The organism is Actinoplanes sp. NPDC026619 (assembly GCF_040638295.1).
GTDB lineage: Bacteria > Actinomycetota > Actinomycetes > Mycobacteriales > Micromonosporaceae > Actinoplanes.
This window is the reverse complement of sequence record NZ_JBEZYA010000008.1, coordinates 66,736-84,962: the sequence shown is the minus strand read 5'-3', so window position 1 is coordinate 84,962 and position 18,227 is coordinate 66,736. Positions and strand designations below refer to the sequence as shown.

Here is an 18,227-nt window from a genome sequence, read left to right as displayed (position 1 = left end):
CGCTCCACTCAGTTCGGGAGGCGGTAGCCCCGCTTCACCACGGTTTGAACCACCCCGGGAGCGCCCAGACCGGCACGCAGGCGGGCAACCGCCATCTCGACCGCGTGCTCATCGGCGCCCCGGGGGAGGGCATGCAGAAGCGCGGCCCGGGACAGCACCCGGCCCGGCGTCTCGGCCAGGGCCCGGAGCACCGCCATCGGGGCCGGCGCCAGCGGCCGCAGATCGCCGTCGACGATCGCGGCGTGGCCGCGCAGGGTCAGCGTGTGGCCGGCCACCTCGAGCGAGAGCGCCCGCTTCGGCAGCTCCTCCACGATCGTGCGGACCAGCGCGCTCAGCCGGGCGCGGGCCGGAGCCACGATCGGGATGTCGTGCCGTTTCAGCGGCGCAGCCGTCACCGGGCCCACACAGGCCACCAGCACGTTCGTGCGCAGTGCCTCCAGCAGAGCCTCGGAACCGGGGCCCGCGGCCCGCAGGAGGGCTGTGACGGCCGCTGCCGAGGTGAATGTGACGGCGTCCACCAACTGGCCGGTGATGAGGTCGACGAGGCGGTGCAGCGGCGCCGGGTCGGTGGGCGCCGCCCAGCGGTAGACCGGCACCTCGATCACCCGGGCACCCGCCGCCTCCAGCGCCTCGGTGTATTCCGGCTGGCTCTCCCCGTGCAGTTGGAGCGCCACGGTCAGGCCGGCGATGCCGCGTGCCTTGAGGTGGTCGACGACCTCCTCGTAGCTTTCCCCCTCGGGGGACCACTGGTCGTGCAGCCCGGCCGAGCGGATCGCGGCGCGCGCCTTGGGGCCGCGAGCGACCAGGTAGGCGCGGGCCAGCGCGGCTCGCAGCGGCTCGGACAGGCCCCAGCCTTCGGCGGCCTCGAGCCAGCCCCGCATGCCGATGCCGGTGCTGACCAGCACGATGTCGGGTGGGTGGTCGAGGCAGGCGCGGGTGGCCGCCTTGAGCTCGGCGTCGTCGGCGATCGGGACGATCCGCAGGGCCGGGGCCAGCACGACCCGGGCCCCCCGGCTCTCCAGCAGGCCGGCCAGCTCGTCGCGGCGCCGGTCGGCGGTGACGCCGACGGTGTATCCGGACAGTGACGCGGTCGGCTCGGCCAGGGCGGCAGCTGTGATGACCGTCCGTCGCGTTCCCCCCGCGCGATCGGTCATGTTTTTTCGAGAAGTCGCGGCGTGGCCGGCCGGTCCACCGAAGGGCACGCTCGGAGCCCGCCGTCCTCAGCGTCGACCCGCTCCCATGTCACGCTTGCGTTCTCCGCCGTACCTCCGTCCGGCGCACACCGCGACTTCTCCTCGCCGAACCGGTTAACCGGTTCGGCGGTCACCGTCAGGTCCGTCCTCAACCCTGACGGTGGCTTTCCCATAGTGCGCTGTCGACGCCCGTGGGGGCTACGCCAGTCCCACTTCGTCGAGGGGTGCGCACCATTGGCCATGCCAGGAAGCGTGCCGGGGGGGAATTTCGGCCTCGCGTCCCGTTTGTTTCAAGCCTGCTAAGAGGTATAGATCCGGGACCTTGGTGACCTTGGATCCCGGGCTCGGGTGCGTCGGGAGGGCGGAGTATGCTTGCCGGGCATATCGTGGGGGTCTTGTGAAGAGGCCACCTCGTTTTGACCACGTGTCGCGCGGCCGGGTATTGTTGCCTGCTGTTGTGTGAGCGCTCGGAAACTTTAGTTCTCGACGCGACCAGCGCGCGACCCCAGACCGACGACAAGACAAGGTAATTCTGTGCGTACGTACAGCCCGAAGCCGGGTGAGATCGAGCGTCAGTGGCACATTATCGACGCTTCCGACGTCGTTCTGGGCCGCCTGGCTACCCACACCGCGACCCTTCTGCGCGGTAAGCACAAGCCCACCTTCGCGCCGCACATGGACACTGGCGACTTCGTGGTGATCATCAACGCGGGCAAGGTGGCTCTGACCGGCAACAAGCGGCAGACCAAGGTCGCCTACCGGCACTCGGGCTACCCGGGTGGCCTCAAGCAGATCGGCTACGAGGAGCTGCTCACCAAGCGCCCCGAGAAGGCGATCGAGCTGGCCGTTCGCGGCATGCTCCCGCACAACAAGCTCGCGCGGCAGATCATCAAGAAGCTGAAGGTCTACCCGGGCGCTGAGCACCCGCACGCCGCTCAGCAGCCCAAGCCGTTCGAAATCACCCAGATCGCGCAGTGAGCGCGGGAGAAGGCAGCAGCATGTCCGACATCATCGAGCCCGAGGTCGTCGAGACCGTCGAGGAGCCCGCTGAGACGGTCGTCGTCGTCGAGACGCCCGCGCCGGCCCCGGTCCGCGCCCCGCGTCCCGGTGACCGTCCGATCCAGACCGTCGGCCGCCGCAAGGAGGCCATCGTTCGGGTGCGCCTCGTGCCCGGCAACGGCAAAATCACCTGCAACGGTCGCGACCTCGAGTCGTACTTCCCGAGCAAGGTGCACCAGCAGCTCATCCGTGAGCCGTTCGTCACCGCCGAGAAGGCCGAGCAGTTCGACGTGATCGCGAACCTTCGCGGCGGCGGCATCACCGGCCAGGCCGGTGCGCTCCGCCTCGGGATCGCCCGCGCTCTGATCACGAACGAGCCGGACGACCGGCCGGCCCTCAAGAAGGCCGGCTTCCTCACCCGGGACTCCCGGGTCAAGGAAAGCAAGAAGTACGGCCTCAAGAAGGCCCGTAAGGCTCCGCAGTACTCGAAGCGCTGATCGCTTCATAGGCGGCCGGGTTCGCCCTCCTCGTTCATCGGAGGGCGAGTCCGGCCGTTTTGTATTCGTTCCCTTGAAAGGAAGCCGCCATGGGGCGACTCTTCGGTACTGACGGCGTGCGCGGACTCGCCAACGGCGACCTGACCCCGGAGCTCGCTCTCTCGGTCGCGGTGGCGGCGGCCCGGGTCCTGATCGAGACCGACACCAGCCACCCGCCACTGGCGATCGTCGGGCGCGACCCGCGGGCCAGCGGCGAGATGCTCGAGGCGGCCGTCGTTGCCGGGCTGACCAGCGCCGGCGCCAACGTCGTGCGGGTCGGCGTGCTGCCGACGCCCGCCGTCGCCTACCTGGTCGCGCAGACCAACGCCGACCTCGGCGTGATGCTCTCCGCCTCGCACAACCCGATGCCGGACAACGGCATCAAGCTGTTCGCGCCCGGCGGCGCCAAGCTGCCGGACGAGCTGGAAGCGCGGATCGAGCAGGCGATCGAGGACGGCCACGGGCTGATCGGCCGGCCCACCGGCGGCGGAATCGGCCGGGTCAACGACCTGCTGGACGGCGCCGAGCACTACATCAAGCACCTCGTCTCGTCGACGCCGCACCGGCTCGACGGGATCAAGGTCGTGGTGGACTGCGCCAACGGGGCGGCCAGCGAGGTCGGGCCGATCGCGTACGAGGAGGCCGGCGCCGAGGTCATCGCGATCCACGCCGACCCGGACGGCCTGAACATCAACGAGGAATGCGGCTCCACCCACATGGACGTCGTCCGCGAGCGGGTCCTCGCCGAGGGCGCCGACCTCGGAATCGCACACGACGGAGACGCCGACCGGTGCCTGGCCGTCACCGCTTCGGGTGACATCGTCGACGGCGACCAGATCATGGCGATCCTCGCGCTGGCCATGCGGGACGCCGGCACGCTCACCGACGACACCCTGGTGGCGACCGTGATGAGCAACCTCGGGCTGAAAATCGCGATGAAGCAGTCCGGCATCCGGATGATCGAGGCCAAGGTCGGCGACCGGTACGTGCTGGAGGAGCTGAACGCGGGCGGACTGGCACTGGGCGGCGAGCAGAGCGGCCACATCGTCATGCCGGCGTTCGCGACCACCGGCGACGGCGTGCTCACCGGCCTGCACCTGATGGCCCAGCTGGCGTCCAGCGGCAAGTCGCTGGCCGACCTGGCCGCGGTGGTGCACAAGCTGCCCCAGGTGCTGATCAACGTACGGGTCGGCGACCGGGAGGCCGGCGCGGCCGCCCCCACGGTGCAGGCCGCGGTGGCGCTGGCCGAGGCGGAACTGGGTGAGACCGGCCGGGTGCTGCTGCGTCCCTCCGGCACCGAGCCCCTCGTTCGGGTGATGGTCGAGGCCGCCACCGAGGAGCAGGCGCGCACGGTGGCCGAGCGGATCGCCGACGAAGTGAGCGCGGCCAGCCCTTCTGCTTAACTCTTCGCCAGGCGGCGGGCCGCCTCGTCGATGACCTCTTCGCGCTTGCAGAAGGCGAACCGGATCAGGTGGCGGCCCTCCGCCTTGCGGTCGTAGAAGACCTGGGTGGGCACGGCCACGACGCCGCATCGCTCGGGCAACTCCCGGCAGAAGTCGGCGCCGTCCTTCGCGCTCAGCGGCCGGATGTCGGCCGTGACGAAATAGGTGCCCTCGGACGGCTGCACCGCGAAGCCGGCCTCGGTCAGGCCGGTCACCAGGCGGTCCCGGCGCGCCTGCAGGCCCGCTCGGAACTCGGTGAAGTACGTGTCCGGCAGGCCGAGCGCTACCGCCACGGCGGGCTGGAGCGGGCCGGCGTTCACGAACGTCAGGAATTGCTTGACGCGCTGCACGGTGGAGACCAGCGCGGCCGGCCCGGTGGCCCAGCCGACCTTCCACCCCGTACAGGAAAAGGTCTTGCCCGCCGAGGAGATCCGCAGCGTGCGGTCGTGCATGCCGGGCAGCGTGGCCAGCGGGGTGTGCGGTTCGGCGGCGTCGGTGAAGACCAGGTGCTCGTAGACCTCGTCGGTCACCGCGTACGCGTCGAACTCCTGGCAGAGCTCGGCGATCAGGGTGAGCTCGGCTCGGGTGAAGACCTTGCCGGTGGGGTTGTGCGGCGAGTTGAGCAGCACCAGCCGGGTGCGCGGGCCGAACGCGGCGCGCAGCTCGGACTCGTCGAAGCCGTAACGACCGCTTTCCGGGCGTAACGTCACGGTCCGTCGTCTGGCGCCGGCCAGGGTGATCGAGGCCGCGTACGAGTCGTAATAAGGCTCGAACGTGACCACCTCGTCGCCCGGCTCGCACAATCCGAGGATCGCGGCGGCGATCGCCTCGGTGGCCCCCGCCGTGACCACGACCTCGGTGTCCGGGTCTCGAGTCAGGCCCCAGAACCGCTGCTCGTGCTCGGTGATGCGGGCTCGCAGCGCGGGGATGCCAGGCAGCGGCGGGTATTGGTTGGCGCCGCCCGCCAGCGCTTCCGCGGCGGCCGCCAGCATCTCCGGTGGGCCGTCGGTGTCCGGGAAGCCCTGGCCCAGGTTGATCGAGCCGGTGCGCACGGCCAGCGCGGACATCTCGGTGAAGATCGTGGTGCCGAACGCTTGCATGCGCTCGACCAGCGGATCGCCCGTCATCTCACTCCAGGACCAGTTGGACGCACGAGGTGGTGGCGAAGTTCGACGACGCCGACTCGTTCTGCTTGACCTCTTTGCCGTCGACCAGCGCGCGGCAGCTCACCGTGCCCTCGCTCGTGGCGATCCGGACGGCGACCACCGACAGCAGCGCCGGGATCTTGGCCTTGGCGGTGAACTTCCACGGCAGCTGCACGTCTTCCAGCCGCGTCGGCGATGCGCCGATCTTCTCGATGTAGACGATCGAGACCGGTCCGTCGCCGGTCACCTCGTACGTCACGGTGATCTCGCGGCCGCTGCCGGCGCCGTCGGTCGGCACGTCGGTGGGCAGGGCCGGCACCTCGGGCAGGCTCGTCGGCAGGCTGTTGACCGTCTCGTCGGCCTTGTCCTTGACGCTGCGGGCGATCAGCACGCCGGCCGTGGCGATGCCGCCGCAGAGCAGCAGCGTGACCGCCAGGATCACAGCGATGATCGGAGCGTTGCTCCGGCGCGGCGGCGGCGGCTGCTGCGGCGGATAGCCATAGCCGGCCGGTGGTGGGGGATAGCTGTAGCCGGCGGCTGGGGCGCCGTAATCAGGTGCCTGGCCCGGCGGCGCGTAGTTGACCGCCGGAAACTGCGACGTCGGCGGGTAGTCCGGCGGGGGCGGGATGGGGGCCTGGCCCGGCGAATAGCTCGGCGGCTGGTAGGGCTGGGCGGAGAGCGGGTCGCCCGAGGGCGTCGACCAGGGCTGCGCGGAGATCGGCGAGCTGCCGCTCGGGCTTTCGCGCGGCGCACCGGTGCCGTCCGAAGCGGGCGGCGGCGGGCTGTCTGGCTGGTCGGTCACGCTGGTCTCCCGGTCCGGGCGCGACGTTCCGCGCGCATGCTGACGGTACGCCGGCGACGCCAGCGGGCAAGCTCCGGTACCGGCCGATCGGCCAATTCGACAACACCCTTTCGAGCAAATCGGATGCTCGAAAGGGTACTTCCCGAGCATGCGGCGTGAGCGGTCGTCGGTTACGCTGCCCCCCATGTGTGGCATCGTGGGTTACGTCGGAAGTCGTCCGGCGCTCAGCATCGTTATCGACGGACTACGCCGGCTGGAATACCGCGGGTATGACTCCGCCGGGGTCGCCGTCGTCGACGACGGCATCGTCCTGACCGAGAAGAAGGCAGGAAAGCTCGCCAACCTGGAAAAGGCGCTGGCCGAGCGGACCGGCGACAACATCGCCTCCGGCAACACCGCGATCGGGCACACCCGGTGGGCCACGCACGGCGGCCCGACCGACCGCAACGCCCACCCGCACCTCTCCGCCGACGGGCGGGTCGCCGTCATCCACAACGGCATCATCGAGAACTTCTCCCGGCTGCGCGCCGAGCTCGAGGCGACCGGCATCGAGTTCGCCAGCGACACCGACACCGAGTGCGCGGCCCACCTGCTCGCCGGCGAGATGCGCGCGCTGCGCGACTCCGGCGGTCTTTCCGGCCCGCAGCTGCTGGCCGAGGCGATGCGCCGCACCGTCCGCCGGCTCGAGGGCGCGTTCACCCTGCTGGCCATCGACGTCGACGTGCCGGACGCGGTGGTTGCCGCCCGGCGCAACTCGCCGCTGGTGGTCGGCCGCGGTCAGGGCGAGAACTTCCTGGCCAGCGACGTCTCCGCGTTCATCGAGCACACCCGGGAGGCGATCGAGCTCGGCCAGGACCAGGTCGTGCTGATCACCCCGGCCGGCATCGAGATCACCGGCTTCGACGGCGAGATCGCCGAGGGCAACGAGTTCCACATCGACTGGGACGCGAAGGCCGCCGAGAAGGGCGGCTACGACTACTTCATGCTCAAGGAGATCGCCGAGCAGCCGCAGGCGATCGCCGACACCCTGCTCGGCCGGCTCTCCGACCGCGGCGAGATCGTCCTGGACGAGGTGCGGCTCACCGACCAGGACCTACGCGACATCGACAAGGTCTTCATCGTGGCCTGCGGCACCTCCTACCACGCCGGGATGGTCGCCAAGTACGCCATCGAGCACTGGACCCGCATCCCCTGCGAGGTCGAGCTGGCCAGCGAGTTCCGCTACCGCGACCCGATCCTGGACCGTTCCACGCTGGTGATCACGATCAGCCAGTCCGGCGAGACCATGGACACGCTGATGGCGGTGCGGCACGCCAAGGAGCAGAAGGCCCGGGTGCTCGCCATCTGCAACACGAACGGCTCGACCATCCCGCGCGAGTCCGACGCGGTGCTCTACACGCACGGCGGCCCGGAGATCGCGGTGGCGTCCACCAAGGCCTTCCTCACCCAGCTGGTCGCCTGCTACCTGATCGGCCTGCACCTGGCCCAGATCCGCGGCGTGATGTATGCCGACGAGGTCGCGGCCGTGGTGGAGAAGCTCCAGAGCACGCCGGACAGCCTGCGCGAGCTGCTCGGCCGGATGGAGGACGTCCGGGCGCTGGCCCGCGACCTCAAAACGGCCTCGACCGTGCTCTTCATCGGCCGGCACGTCGGCTTCCCGGTGGCGCTCGAGGGCGCGCTGAAGCTGAAGGAGCTCGCCTACATGCATGCCGAGGGCTTCGCCGCGGGCGAGCTCAAGCACGGCCCGATCTCGCTGATCGACGAGGGCACCCCGGTCGTCTGCGTGGTGCCGTCACCGGCCGGCCGCGGCGTCCTGCGCGACAAGGTGGTCTCCAACATCCAGGAGGTCCGCGCCCGCGGCGCCCGCACCATCGTGATCGCCGAGGAGGGCGACGAGAGCGTCCGTGCCTACGCCGACCACCTGATCGTGGTGCCGGCCACGCCGACGCTGCTGGCGCCACTGATGACCACGGTCCCACTGCAGATCCTCGCCTGCGAGATCGCCGCGGCCCGCGGCCTCGACGTCGACCAGCCCCGGAACCTGGCGAAGTCGGTCACCGTCGAATAGCTCCCGGCGGCCCGCCCGCCCGTGCCCGGGCGGGCGGCCCCCGCCCGGCTGTCCACTCGCCCCGCCCGCCCGGCGGCCCCGCCGCTCCCGATATTGGCGGCGGTCTCGCTCCGGGCCGCGCCGGCAGCCGACGGCCGGGGTGCGGTGCAGGCGTCGCTGCTTGCCGGGAAATGGGCTTCTCCGCCCTGACCGGCGTGCTGAGCGCGGGCGGGATCATCGGGCCGTGCCCAGGGTGATGGACGCCAGAGCGTCCAGCGATGGGCCGCCGGCATCCCAATAGCCCAGGTGGCCGGCGTTCACGCTGCTCGGGAACTGGTGGGCGCCGAACGCCGGGTCGCTCGGGTTGTGGCCGAACCAGAGGTCGCGGCTGGGGCTGCCGAAGGCCAGGGCCGGGCCGATCACCGGGACGGCGCCGGCCAGCTCCAGCTTGCGGAGCAGTGAGCCGGGCGAAGGCGCCGCGTATTGGATGACGTCGCTGTGTGAGGTCGACGACCAGACGTGGCCGGCCGGGACCGCGAGATCACCGGCCGAATCGACGCCCACGCCGGGGGAGCCCACGAACACCACCTCGTCGGCGGCCAGGCCGGCTCCGGTTGCCGCCTTGCCCACGACCAGCGAGCCGTAGCTGTGCCCGATCAGCGTGTGGCGGGCCGACGTGTCGTCCTGAGTGGCGCGGATGCCCTCCAGGAAGCGGCGCAGCGCTGGTGCGCCCGCCTCCGCCCGGCGGGCCGAGGCAGCCTCGCCGACGAAGTCGGGTGCGTCGTAGTCGAGCCACAGCACGGCGCTCGTCGACGCCGCCGGCGACAGCTCGGTGGCCCGCTCGGCCACCCGGGCGGCCCGGGACAGCTCGCCGGTGAAGGAGGCCAGGTCGGCGGTCATGCCGGGCACGTGGGTGACCACGTTGGCGGCCTGGTCGGGGTCGCCGAGCGCCACCACCGTGCGGCCCTCCTCGCTCAGGTCGAGCCGCAACAGGTACGCCCTCGGGCCCTCCTCGTCGGCCAGCCGGTCGGCCAGCGCGCCGAGCCCGTGCCGGATCTCCCGCAGCCGATCGCGTTCGCCGCCGGTGGCAGTGGTCAGCGCCCGGTCGACCTCGGCCCGCCGGTCGTCCAGCAGCAGGCGGTTGGCGGCGTCGCGGTCGGCGGCCGGGATGCCGTCGAGCGGGGCGAGCCAGGACGGCTCGGTGGCAAGCAGCCACTGTCGCTCGGCCGTGGTCAGACCGGCCCACCAGCGCCGAACCTCGGCGGGCGATGCGGTGCACGCGGGCCGGTCGGGCGGCGGTGTCGCGGCCTGGTGGGTCGCGGCCGCGATGCGCTCCAGCCGGGCGGCCGCCCGATCGTCGGCCTGCGCCGCCACCGCGAGCGCGGCAGCCACCTCCGATGCTGCCGCGGTCAGCGCCGCGCCGGCGGCTGCGGAGGGGATAGGCGGTATGGAACCGGTGGGTGAGTGGACACTGCCGTCGTCCTCGATGGTGACACCGCGGGCGGCGGCCCGGGCCAGTAACCGCTTTGCCCGCTCCAGTGCCGAGGCGAACTCGCTCGTTGCCTGGTCGGCCTGCCAGCAGAGCACGCGGAACAGCACCAGGCGGCGGCGCAGCGCGGCCGCGCTGGCCAGGGCGGCCGAAGCCGCGGCGCCGGACCAGACCGCGGCGATGCGGGCCAGACCCGTGGCGAGGTCGGCGGCGAGGCGGCCGGCCAGGGCGGCCCAGCGCCGCCAGGACAGGGCCGCCGCTCGCCAGCGGGTGGGCTCGGTGACGCGGAGCCGGGCGTAGACCGCGGTGGTCATCGGGCCGACCGCAGGCGGGCGGCGGCGCGGGCGTCGGCCTCCTCGTACGCCTCGGTGGCCTGTCTGATCCGCCGGGCGGTCTCGCCGATGTCGCCGCCGAGCAGGACGAGTTGTCGTCGGGCGGCCTCGGCCGCCAGGCTCGCCGCGTCGGTCGTCAACCAGCGAGGGACCCGCGGGATCGTGGGCGTCTCCGACGCCCCGGCGGTCACCCGGGCCGCGGTGTCGGCCAGAGCGGAGGCGGCTCGGCGCAGCTCGTCGGCGTCGACCTCGAAGTCGGGGTTCATCGGCAACCTCCATGCGGGGCGATGGTGGGGTCTCGGCCAGGTGGGCGAGACCCCGGGGATGCGCCGACGTTATGGGCCGCGGGCGGTCGGTGGGTGCGGTTGTGGACGGCCGGATAGGTGCGTACCCGAGGGTTGTCCACAGGCCTTGCACAACCGATCGGCCGTGCGTTAGGCCGCAGCACGGCTGATCGGCTACCGATAGGGTTGGGCGGTGATCGTGGCTGTCGGCATCGATGTCGTCCTGGTGGAACGCTTCGCCCGGGCCCTCGACCGAACTCCGCTGCTCGCGGATCGGCTCTTCACCGAGGGCGAGCGGCTCAGCGGCTCCGGCAATCCGCGTTCACCGGAGTCTCTCGCCGCCCGGTTCGCGGCCAAGGAGGCGGTGGCCAAGGCGCTCGGCGCTCCGGCCGGCCTGCGCTGGCACGACTGCGAGATCGTCTCCGACCCGGACGGCCGGCCCTGGTTGACCGTTTCCGGTACGGTCGCCGCCGCCGCCACCGAGCGGGGTGTCAACCGGTGGCATCTCTCGCTCTCACACGATGGCGGGATCGCCTCGGCGATGGTGGTCGCGGAGACCTGACCAGCCGAAAGTGGAGACCTGACCAGCCGAAAGTGGAGACCTGACCAGCCGAAAGTGGAGACCTGACCAGCCGAAAGTGGAGACCTGACCAGCAGAAAGCGGAGACCTGGCCAGCAGAAAGCGGAGACCTGGCCAGCAGGAAACCGAGGCCAAAGACGGTGGAGGGTTGATGCGGCAGGCATGGCGGGTCGCGGATGTGCGCGCGGCCGAGAAGAAGCTGATGGCGACCTTGCCGGAAGGCACGCTGATGCAGCGGGCCGCGGCCGGTCTGGCTCGGCGCTGCGTGCTGCTGCTCGAGGATAGCGGCGGTGTCTACGGCGCCCGGGTGCTGCTGCTGGTGGGCAGCGGGGACAACGGCGGTGACACGCTCTACGCCGGTGCGGCGCTGGCCCGGCGCGGCGCCCAGGTGCGGGCGCTCCTGCTGCGGCCCGAGCGGGTGCATCTGGCCGGGCTGGCGGCGCTGCGATCGGCCGGCGGCCGCTCGGTGAAGGACCTGCCGCCCGGGGCCGATCTGGTGCTCGACGGCATCGTGGGCATCGGCGCGAGCGGCGGCCTGCGCTCGCCGGCCACCGAATTCGTCGCCCGGCTGGGTGACCTGCGCGGGCGGACCGGCCGGCGGGCGCCGGTGGTCGCGGTGGACGTGCCGAGCGGGGTCGCGGTCGACACCGGCGACGTGCCGGGCGAGGCGGTCACGGCCGACGTGACGGTCACCTTCGGCTGCCTCAAGCCGGCGCACGTGCTCGGGCCGGCCGCGGTGCGCTGCGGTCAGGTCGAGCTGGTCGACATCGGGCTCGGGCCGGTGCTGCGGGCCGATCCGGCGGTGCGCGTGCCCGACGCGGCCGACATCGCCGGGTGGTGGCCGCAGCCGGGGCCGGCCTCCGACAAGTACACCCGCGGCGTGGTCGGCATCGCGACCGGTTCCGCGCAGTACCCGGGGGCCGCGCTGCTCTCGGTGAGCGGTGCGCTGGCCGGCCCGGCCGGCATGGTGCGTTATGCCGGCAGTGCCCACGAGGAGGTGGTGCGGGCGCATCCGTCGGTGGTGGCCGCGCCCCGGCCGGGCGACGCGGGGCGGGTGCAGGCCTGGCTGTGCGGGTCCGGCCTCGGCACCGACGACGAGGCCCGCCGGAGCCTGCGCAGCGTGCTGGCCTCCTCGTTGCCGGTGGTGCTCGACGCCGACGCGCTGACCCTGCTCGTCGACGGCTCGCACGCCGAGGACCTGAAACGGGACGCCCCGCTGGTGATCACGCCGCACGACGGCGAGTTCAAGCGGCTGGCCGGCGAGATGCCCGGGGCCGACCGGGCCGGCGCCGCCTGCAAGCTGGCCGCCTGGACGAACGCGGTGGTGCTGCTCAAGGGCGACCGGACGATCGTGGCGACGCCGGGCGGCGAGGTGTGGGCCAACCCGACCGGCACGTCGGTGCTGGCCACCGCGGGAAGTGGCGACGTGCTTGCCGGGCTGCTCGGCTCGCTGCTGGCCGCCGGGTTGCCGCCGCAGCGGGCGGCGGTCGCGGCCGCCTATGTGCACGGGTTAGCCGGCCGGCGAGCGGCCCAGTCCGGGCCGGTGACCTCACCCGACGTGGCCGCCGCACTTCGCCCGGTTCTGGCTGAGCTGCTGTGACAGGCGATGCTGCGGTAACAGACGATAAGTAGGCTGGGAACCATGTGGCAGGCCGAGGTCCGGGTCGATCTGGACGCGATCCGGGACAACGTGGCGCTGATGCGCGCCGGAACCAGCGCCGAGGTGATGGCGGTGGTCAAGGGCGACGGTTACGGGCACGGCATGCTGCCGTCGGCGCGGGCGGCGCTGGCCGGCGGGGCGACGTGGCTCGGGGTGGCCACCCTCGACGAGGGGCTGGCCCTGCGCCGGGGCGGCATCGAGGCGCCCGTGCTGGCCTGGCTGCATTCGCCCGGCCTGGCGCTGCACGAGGGTGTCGAGGCCGGCATCGACCTCAGCGCGAGCAGCCTGGGCGTCGTCGAGGAACTGGTGACGGCCGCGCGCCGGGCGGAGCGGACCGCACGCGTACACCTGAAGCTCGACACCGGCCTGGCACGCGGTGGCGTGTCGCCGGCCGACTGGCCGGCGGTCCTGGAAGCGGCGGCGAAGGCGCAGGCCGACGGCGATTTCGAGCTGGTCGGGGTGTGGAGCCACTTCGCCTGTGCGGACATGCTCGGCCATGAGTCGATCGATCGGCAGCTGGCCGCGTTCGCGGACGGCCTCGCGGTCGCCGAGCGGTTCGGCATCACCCCGCGTTATCGGCACATCGCCAACTCGGCGGCCACCTTGACCAGGCCGGATGCTCACTACGACCTGGTTCGGCCGGGCATTGCGGTCTACGGGCTGTCGCCGATCGAGGGGGAGACGTTCGGGCTGCGGCCGGCCATGACCGCGCGGGCCCGGGTGGCGCAGACGAAGCGGGTTCCGGCCGGGCAGGGCGTCTCCTACGGGCTCACCTACGTCACCGAGCGGGAAACGACGCTCGCGCTGGTGCCGCTCGGCTATGCCGACGGGGTGCCGCGCGCCGCGTCGAACGCCGGGCCGGTGGAGTTGGGCGGGAAACGGCGCACGGTGGCCGGCCGGGTGTGCATGGACCAGATCGTGCTCGACGTCGGCGACGATGAGGTGGCGGCGGGCGACGTGGCCACCCTGTTCGGCCCGGGGGACGACGGCGGGCCGACCGCCGACGACTGGGCCGAGGTGGCCGGCACGATCAACTACGAGATAGTGACCCGGTTCGGCAGCCCTCGGGTGCCCCGGGTCTACGACGGCACGGCCGGGGTGCCGGCGTGAGCCCCCGCAGACCCCGGGCCAAGCAGCTCGGCATCGCCGGGGCCGCGGTCGGTGTGGTCGCGGCCGGGCTGGCCACCGCGTTCGCGGTCGAGCGGGCGCTGGTCCGCCGCTCGGTCAACGCGCCCGGCGACCGGTACGCCGAGGAGAGCTTCGCCGACCAGCCGTTCGACGCCGAGCTCACCGTCACCGCGGCCGACGGCACCGATCTGCACGTCGAGGTGGTCGAGCCCCGCCGGGACACCGGCAAGCCGACGATCGTCTTCGTGCATGGCTTCGCGCTGGACATGGGCACGTTCTACTTCCAGCGCAAGCTGTTCACCGAGCGCGGTGACCACCGGCTTGTCTTCTACGACCAGCCCGGCCACGGCCGGTCCAGCAAGCTGAAGTCCGGCAACTACGACATCGCCGGTCTCGGCAAGTCACTGGCCGCGGTGCTCGACGCCACCGTGCCGGAGGGGCACATCATCCTGGTCGGGCACTCGATGGGCGGCATGACGATCATGGCGTTCGCCGAGCAGTACCCGGAGTGGTTCGGCGCCCGGGTCACCGGCGTGGCGCTGATCTCCACCTCGGCACGGACCATCGACCGGGCCAAGCTGGCCGTGCCGTCGCTGGTGGCACGGGCCAGCGCGCCGTTCTTCCCGCTCTGGGACCGGGCCGCCCACCTCGGCGGCGGCGCCATCGAGCGGGCCCGGCACACATCGAGCGACCTGGCCTGGCTCCTCACCCGGCGGTACGGCTTCGGCGACGCGAAGCCGAGCCCGTCGTTGGTCTCGTTCGTGGAGGGGATGAACTCCAAGACCTCGGTCGAGACGCTGACGAAATATCTGAACACGCTCTACAACCACAACCGCTTCCCGGCGCTGGCCGCGCTGCGCGGGGTGCCGGTGCTGGTGATCGTCGGCGACCGGGATTACCTGACCCCGCGAGCCCACTCCGAGGAGATCGTGAAATACCTGCCCGACGCGAAGCTGGTGACGGTGGCGGACAGCGGACACGTGGTGATGCTGGAGAAGGCCGACGAGGTCAACGCCGCGCTGGGTCCCTTCGTGGAGAAGATCTCGTGAAGCTGGCCACCGTCGAGGACACCCAGGCTTTCGGGCGCCGCCTCGCCGGCCTCCTGCGCGCCGGCGACCTGGTGCTGCTCACCGGGCCGCTCGGAGCCGGCAAGACCGCGCTGGTGCAGGGCATCGGCGCCGGCCTCGGGGTGACCGACGCGATCACCTCGCCGACCTTCGTGATCGCCCGGGTGCACCGGGGCCGCACCCCGCTCGTGCACGCCGACGCCTATCGTCTCGGTGACAAGCCGGACCCGCGCGCCGAGATCGACGACCTCGATCTGGATGCCTCGGCGGACGACGCGGTCACTGTCGTCGAGTGGGGCGCCGGCCTGGTCGAACAGCTCAACGACGAATACCTGCAGGTCCGCATCGACCGGCTGGACGACGACACCCGGGTGGTGGAGCTCGTGCCGCACGGCGGCGACTGGACCACCCGATTGCGTGATTGGGAGACCCCGTGAACCTGCTCGAGCTCCTCCCGGCCCAGTGGCGTGCCGAGCTGGAGCCGTTCCTCGACGCCGGGGCGACGGCCGCCCTCGGCACGTTCGTGGCCGGCGAGTACGCCGCGCAGACCGTCTACCCGCCGATCGAGGACCTGTTCGCGGCCTACCGGCTGTGCTCGCCGGGTCAGACCCGGGTGCTGATCCTGGGCCAGGACCCGTACCACGGGCCGGGCCAGGCGCACGGGCTCAGCTTCAGCGTGCGCGAGGGGGTGCGGATCCCGCCGTCGCTGCGCAACGTCTTCAAGGAGCTGGCCGAGGACGTCAACATCGCCCCGCCCGTCTCGGGTGACCTCACCAACTGGGCCGAGCGGGGCGTTCTGCTGCTCAACGCGGTGCTCACGGTCCGGGCCGGTGCGGCCGCGTCGCACGCCGGCAAGGGCTGGGAGGCGTTCACCGACGCGACCATCCGGGCGCTGAACGCACGCGACGAGCGGATCGTCTTCCTGCTCTGGGGTGGGTACGCGAAGAAGAAGGCGGTGCTGGTCACCAACCCGGCGCACGTCGTGCTGGAGGCCGGCCACCCGAGCCCGCTCAACCGGGAGGGGTTCCGGGGCGCCCGCCCGTTCAGCGCGGCTAACAAGGCCCTCGCCGACGGTGGCCGCCCGCTGGTCGACTGGGACCCGCGTTAGGGTCGGCTGGTGCTCGTTCTAGCTCTCGATACGGCTACGCCCGCCTCCACCGCCGCGCTGGTGGAGGTCACCGCCGACGGCCTGTCCGGCATCGCCGAGCGGCGGACCGTCGACCCCCGCGCGCACGGTGAGAAGCTGGCGCCGGAGATCGCGGCGGCGCTGGCCGAGGCCGGGGTGCGGCCGGCTGATCTGGGCGCGATCGTGGCCGGGGTCGGGCCGGGGCCATATACCGGTCTGCGGGTTGGCCTGGTCACGGCGGCGAGCATGGGGCACGTGCTCGGCATCCCGGTTTACGGCGTGTGCTCGCTCGACGGGCTCGGCCGGGCGGCCGGGCCGGGCCGGGTGCTGGTGGCGACGGATGCCCGCCGCAAAGAGGTCTATTTCGCGACTTATGCCGACGGAGTCCGGCAAAGCGGCCCTGAAGTCGCCAAGCCGGCCGAGGTGACCGGCGAGTTCGATCGGGTCGTCGGCGAGGGTGGCCTGAAATATGGCGATGTTTTCGGCGTACCGGTGGAGGAGCATTTGCTCTATCCGCCCGGAGCTGCGCTGGTGGCGCTGGCCGCCGACCGGATCCGTGACGGCGCGCCGAGCGAGCCGCTCACGCCGCTCTACCTGCGCCGGCCGGACGCCGTCGAGCCGGCCGGGCGCAAGCCGGTGCTGACCTGATGCAGATCGAGCGCTTCCGGTGGTGGCACATCGCCGACGTGCTGACCATCGAGGAAGACCTGTTCGGCGCGGAGAAGTGGTCGCCGGCGATGTTCTGGAACGAGCTCGCCCAGCGCAATTTCTACGTGGTCGCGGTGGATCAGGACGAACTCGCCGGCTACGCCGGGCTCGCGGTGAACGACGGCGAGGCCTGGGTGCAGAACATCGCGGTGCGCCGCACCGCCCAGCGCCGCGGAATCGGCCGCGAGCTGCTGGAATCGCTGCTCGGCGAGGCCGAGCGGCGGGGCATCAAGCAGACGCTGCTGGAGGTCGCGGTCGACAACGCGCCGGCCCAGCATCTGTACGCGACGTACGGTTTCGAGCCGGTCGGGATCCGGCGTGGCTACTACCAACCCAGCAACACCGACGCTCTGGTGATGATGCGTGATGTCTGACGAGCCACTGGTCCTCGGGATCGAGACCTCCTGCGACGAGACCGGGGTCGGCATCGTGCGCGGGCACACGCTGCTCGCCGACGCGCTGGCGTCCAGTATGGAGCAGCACGCCCGGTTCGGCGGGGTGGTGCCCGAGGTCGCCAGCCGCGCCCACCTCGAGGCGATCGTGCCGACCATGCAGCGCGCGCTCGACGAGGCCGGCGTCACCATCGCCGACATCGACGCGATCGCGGTGACCAGCGGGCCGGGTCTGGCGGGCGCGCTGCTGGTCGGAGTGGCCGCGGCCAAGGGTTATGCGCTGGCCGCGGAGAAGCCGCTCTACGGCGTCAACCATCTGGCCGCGCACGTGGCGGTGGACACCCTGGAGCACGGTCCGCTGCCGGAGCCGGCGATCGCGATGCTGGTCTCGGGTGGACACTCGTCGTTGCTGCTGGTCGACGACCTGGCCCACGGGGTGACGCCGCTCGGCGCCACCATCGACGACGCGGCCGGCGAAGCGTTCGACAAGGTGGCCCGGCTGCTCGGGCTGGGCTTCCCGGGCGGCCCGATCATCGACCGGCGGGCCCGCGACGGCGATCCGGGCGCGATCGCCTTCCCGCGCGGCCTGACCTCGCCGAAGGACCAGGCCACGCACCGTTTCGACTTCTCCTTCTCGGGCCTGAAGACGGCGGTGGCCCGGTGGGTGGAGGCGCGCGAGCGGGACGGTGAGCCGGTGCCGGTCGCCGACGTGTCGGCCAGCTTCCAGGAGGCGGTCTGCGACGTGCTCACCGCGAAAGCGATCGACGCCTGCCGCACCAACGGCGTGGAGACCCTGGTGATCGGCGGCGGCGTCGCCGCCAACTCGCGGCTGCGGATTCTGGCCGAGCAAAGAGCGGCAAAACACGGCATTCGCGTACGCGTTCCGCGCCCCGCACTGTGCACGGACAACGGGGCGATGGTCGCGGCGCTCGGCTCCAGATTGGTCGCGGCCGGTGTGGCGCCGAGTCGTCTCGATCTGCCTGCCGATTCGGCAATGTCATTGACCACGGTCAGCGTGACGGGGTAGGCAGTGCACATGATCGCACGGATGTGGGAGGTTCGGGCCCTCGCCAGCGGCTTCGACGAGCTCCTGACCTGGGTCTGCGACGTGGCTGTGCCGCGGCTGGAGGTGCTGCCGCAACACGTTGCGAGCGATGTGTACTCGTCCACCGACAACCGCATCGTCGTGATCACCAAGTGGCGCAACAGCCCGGAAGCCATGCCGGCGCCGCCCGCCAAGCTGGTCGCCCGCGCCCCGCACGTGTGGGACTTCAGCCCGGTCGACCGCTGAGAGAGC

Annotated in this window: 19 protein-coding genes; 14 read left to right on the top strand and 5 right to left on the bottom strand. The window is 72.0% G+C overall.

The genetic code is table 11. The features are described 5' to 3' along the window. Positions 1–8: 8 nt before the first annotated feature. On the bottom strand, positions 9–1,154 hold the full coding sequence (locus AB0E90_RS19155) for a uroporphyrinogen-III synthase (protein ID WP_360406826.1): 1,146 nt from the start codon (positions 1,152–1,154) through the stop codon (positions 9–11). 573 nt (positions 1,155–1,727) lie between these two features. Here AB0E90_RS19155 and rplM point away from each other — a divergent pair. The 3 genes from rplM (at position 1,728) to glmM (ending at position 4,131) form a co-directional block, all read left to right on the top strand. Continuing rightward, positions 1,728–2,171 carry a 50S ribosomal protein L13 gene (gene rplM / locus AB0E90_RS19150; RefSeq protein ID WP_360406823.1) on the top strand — a complete coding sequence of 148 codons (444 nt, stop codon included), beginning with the start codon at positions 1,728–1,730 and terminating at the stop codon, positions 2,169–2,171. A 20-nt stretch (positions 2,172–2,191) separates the two neighbouring features. Then, positions 2,192–2,689, top strand: coding sequence for a 30S ribosomal protein S9 (rpsI, locus tag AB0E90_RS19145; RefSeq protein WP_360406820.1), 498 nt, complete (start codon positions 2,192–2,194; stop codon positions 2,687–2,689). 89 nt (positions 2,690–2,778) lie between these two features. Next, positions 2,779–4,131: a phosphoglucosamine mutase gene (glmM, locus tag AB0E90_RS19140; RefSeq protein ID WP_360406817.1), complete on the top strand. Its 1,353-nt coding sequence runs from the start codon at positions 2,779–2,781 to the stop codon at positions 4,129–4,131. Here the strand turns inward: glmM and AB0E90_RS19135 are convergent. Both AB0E90_RS19135 and AB0E90_RS19130 read right to left on the bottom strand, forming a co-directional pair. Next, positions 4,128–5,297: a pyridoxal phosphate-dependent aminotransferase gene (locus AB0E90_RS19135; protein ID WP_360406814.1), complete on the bottom strand. Its 1,170-nt coding sequence runs from the start codon at positions 5,295–5,297 to the stop codon at positions 4,128–4,130. The genes glmM and AB0E90_RS19135 overlap by 4 nt on opposite strands. Position 5,298: 1 nt before the next feature. Next, positions 5,299–6,117, bottom strand: coding sequence for an MmpS family transport accessory protein (locus AB0E90_RS19130; protein WP_360406811.1), 819 nt, complete (start codon positions 6,115–6,117; stop codon positions 5,299–5,301). Between the two features lie 184 nt (positions 6,118–6,301). On the opposite strand from AB0E90_RS19130, the gene glmS reads away from it, so the two are divergent. After that, a complete protein-coding gene (gene glmS, locus AB0E90_RS19125) occupies positions 6,302–8,185 on the top strand; it encodes a glutamine--fructose-6-phosphate transaminase (isomerizing) (protein WP_360406808.1) in 1,884 nt (627 codons plus the stop codon). 213 nt (positions 8,186–8,398) lie between these two features. Here glmS and AB0E90_RS19120 read toward each other — a convergent pair whose 3' ends face one another. Both AB0E90_RS19120 and AB0E90_RS19115 read right to left on the bottom strand, forming a co-directional pair. Further along, positions 8,399–9,967 carry an alpha/beta hydrolase gene (locus AB0E90_RS19120; protein ID WP_360406805.1) on the bottom strand — a complete coding sequence of 523 codons (1,569 nt, stop codon included), beginning with the start codon at positions 9,965–9,967 and terminating at the stop codon, positions 8,399–8,401. Continuing rightward, positions 9,964–10,251 (bottom strand): hypothetical protein, encoded by a 288-nt coding sequence (locus AB0E90_RS19115; protein WP_360406802.1) that lies wholly within the window; start codon positions 10,249–10,251, stop codon positions 9,964–9,966. Before AB0E90_RS19115 ends, AB0E90_RS19120 begins: the two co-directional genes overlap by 4 nt. 211 nt (positions 10,252–10,462) lie before the next feature. On the opposite strand from AB0E90_RS19115, the gene AB0E90_RS19110 reads away from it, so the two are divergent. The 10 genes from AB0E90_RS19110 to AB0E90_RS19065 all read left to right on the top strand — a co-directional run bounded on the left by AB0E90_RS19110 (position 10,463) and on the right by AB0E90_RS19065 (position 18,221). Continuing rightward, positions 10,463–10,831 carry a holo-ACP synthase gene (locus AB0E90_RS19110; RefSeq protein WP_360406799.1) on the top strand — a complete coding sequence of 123 codons (369 nt, stop codon included), beginning with the start codon at positions 10,463–10,465 and terminating at the stop codon, positions 10,829–10,831. Positions 10,832–11,000: 169 nt separating this feature from the next. Further along, complete coding sequence (locus AB0E90_RS19105) at positions 11,001–12,449, top strand: NAD(P)H-hydrate dehydratase (RefSeq protein WP_360406796.1); 1,449 nt, start codon at positions 11,001–11,003, stop codon at positions 12,447–12,449. A gap of 42 nt (positions 12,450–12,491) precedes the next feature. Then, on the top strand, positions 12,492–13,619 hold the full coding sequence (alr, locus tag AB0E90_RS19100; RefSeq protein WP_360406793.1) for an alanine racemase: 1,128 nt from the start codon (positions 12,492–12,494) through the stop codon (positions 13,617–13,619). Next, positions 13,616–14,686, top strand: coding sequence for an alpha/beta hydrolase (locus tag AB0E90_RS19095; protein ID WP_360406790.1), 1,071 nt, complete (start codon positions 13,616–13,618; stop codon positions 14,684–14,686). Before alr ends, AB0E90_RS19095 begins: the two co-directional genes overlap by 4 nt. Further along, positions 14,683–15,141, top strand: coding sequence for a tRNA (adenosine(37)-N6)-threonylcarbamoyltransferase complex ATPase subunit type 1 TsaE (gene tsaE, locus AB0E90_RS19090; RefSeq protein ID WP_360406787.1), 459 nt, complete (start codon positions 14,683–14,685; stop codon positions 15,139–15,141). Before AB0E90_RS19095 ends, tsaE begins: the two co-directional genes overlap by 4 nt. Next, a complete protein-coding gene (ung, locus tag AB0E90_RS19085; RefSeq protein WP_360406784.1) occupies positions 15,138–15,812 on the top strand; it encodes a uracil-DNA glycosylase in 675 nt (224 codons plus the stop codon). Before tsaE ends, ung begins: the two co-directional genes overlap by 4 nt. 9 nt (positions 15,813–15,821) lie before the next feature. Further along, on the top strand, positions 15,822–16,478 hold the full coding sequence (gene tsaB / locus AB0E90_RS19080) for a tRNA (adenosine(37)-N6)-threonylcarbamoyltransferase complex dimerization subunit type 1 TsaB (protein WP_360406781.1): 657 nt from the start codon (positions 15,822–15,824) through the stop codon (positions 16,476–16,478). After that, positions 16,478–16,912: a ribosomal protein S18-alanine N-acetyltransferase gene (gene rimI, locus AB0E90_RS19075; protein ID WP_360406778.1), complete on the top strand. Its 435-nt coding sequence runs from the start codon at positions 16,478–16,480 to the stop codon at positions 16,910–16,912. The genes tsaB and rimI overlap by 1 nt, the downstream gene beginning before the upstream one ends. Beyond that, a complete protein-coding gene (gene tsaD, locus AB0E90_RS19070; protein ID WP_360406775.1) occupies positions 16,905–17,957 on the top strand; it encodes a tRNA (adenosine(37)-N6)-threonylcarbamoyltransferase complex transferase subunit TsaD in 1,053 nt (350 codons plus the stop codon). Before rimI ends, tsaD begins: the two co-directional genes overlap by 8 nt. A gap of 9 nt (positions 17,958–17,966) precedes the next feature. Beyond that, positions 17,967–18,221, top strand: a complete 255-nt coding sequence (locus AB0E90_RS19065; protein ID WP_360406772.1) for a hypothetical protein — start codon at positions 17,967–17,969, stop codon at positions 18,219–18,221. The last annotated feature ends 6 nt before the right edge of the window (positions 18,222–18,227 follow it).

Coding starts and splice junctions, on each gene's coding strand:
- AB0E90_RS19120 (WP_360406805.1), bottom strand. CDS start 9,967: ATGACCACCGCGGTCTACGCCCGGCTCCGCGTCACCGAGCCCACCCGC.
- glmS (WP_360406808.1), top strand. CDS start 6,302: ATGTGTGGCATCGTGGGTTACGTCGGAAGTCGTCCGGCGCTCAGCATC.
- rimI (WP_360406778.1), top strand. CDS start 16,478: ATGCAGATCGAGCGCTTCCGGTGGTGGCACATCGCCGACGTGCTGACC.
- AB0E90_RS19105 (WP_360406796.1), top strand. CDS start 11,001: ATGCGGCAGGCATGGCGGGTCGCGGATGTGCGCGCGGCCGAGAAGAAG.
- AB0E90_RS19065 (WP_360406772.1), top strand. CDS start 17,967: ATGATCGCACGGATGTGGGAGGTTCGGGCCCTCGCCAGCGGCTTCGAC.
- AB0E90_RS19135 (WP_360406814.1), bottom strand. CDS start 5,297: ATGACGGGCGATCCGCTGGTCGAGCGCATGCAAGCGTTCGGCACCACG.
- AB0E90_RS19155 (WP_360406826.1), bottom strand. CDS start 1,154: ATGACCGATCGCGCGGGGGGAACGCGACGGACGGTCATCACAGCTGCC.
- rpsI (WP_360406820.1), top strand. CDS start 2,192: ATGTCCGACATCATCGAGCCCGAGGTCGTCGAGACCGTCGAGGAGCCC.
- AB0E90_RS19115 (WP_360406802.1), bottom strand. CDS start 10,251: ATGAACCCCGACTTCGAGGTCGACGCCGACGAGCTGCGCCGAGCCGCC.
- alr (WP_360406793.1), top strand. CDS start 12,492: ATGTGGCAGGCCGAGGTCCGGGTCGATCTGGACGCGATCCGGGACAAC.
- glmM (WP_360406817.1), top strand. CDS start 2,779: ATGGGGCGACTCTTCGGTACTGACGGCGTGCGCGGACTCGCCAACGGC.
- tsaD (WP_360406775.1), top strand. CDS start 16,905: ATGTCTGACGAGCCACTGGTCCTCGGGATCGAGACCTCCTGCGACGAG.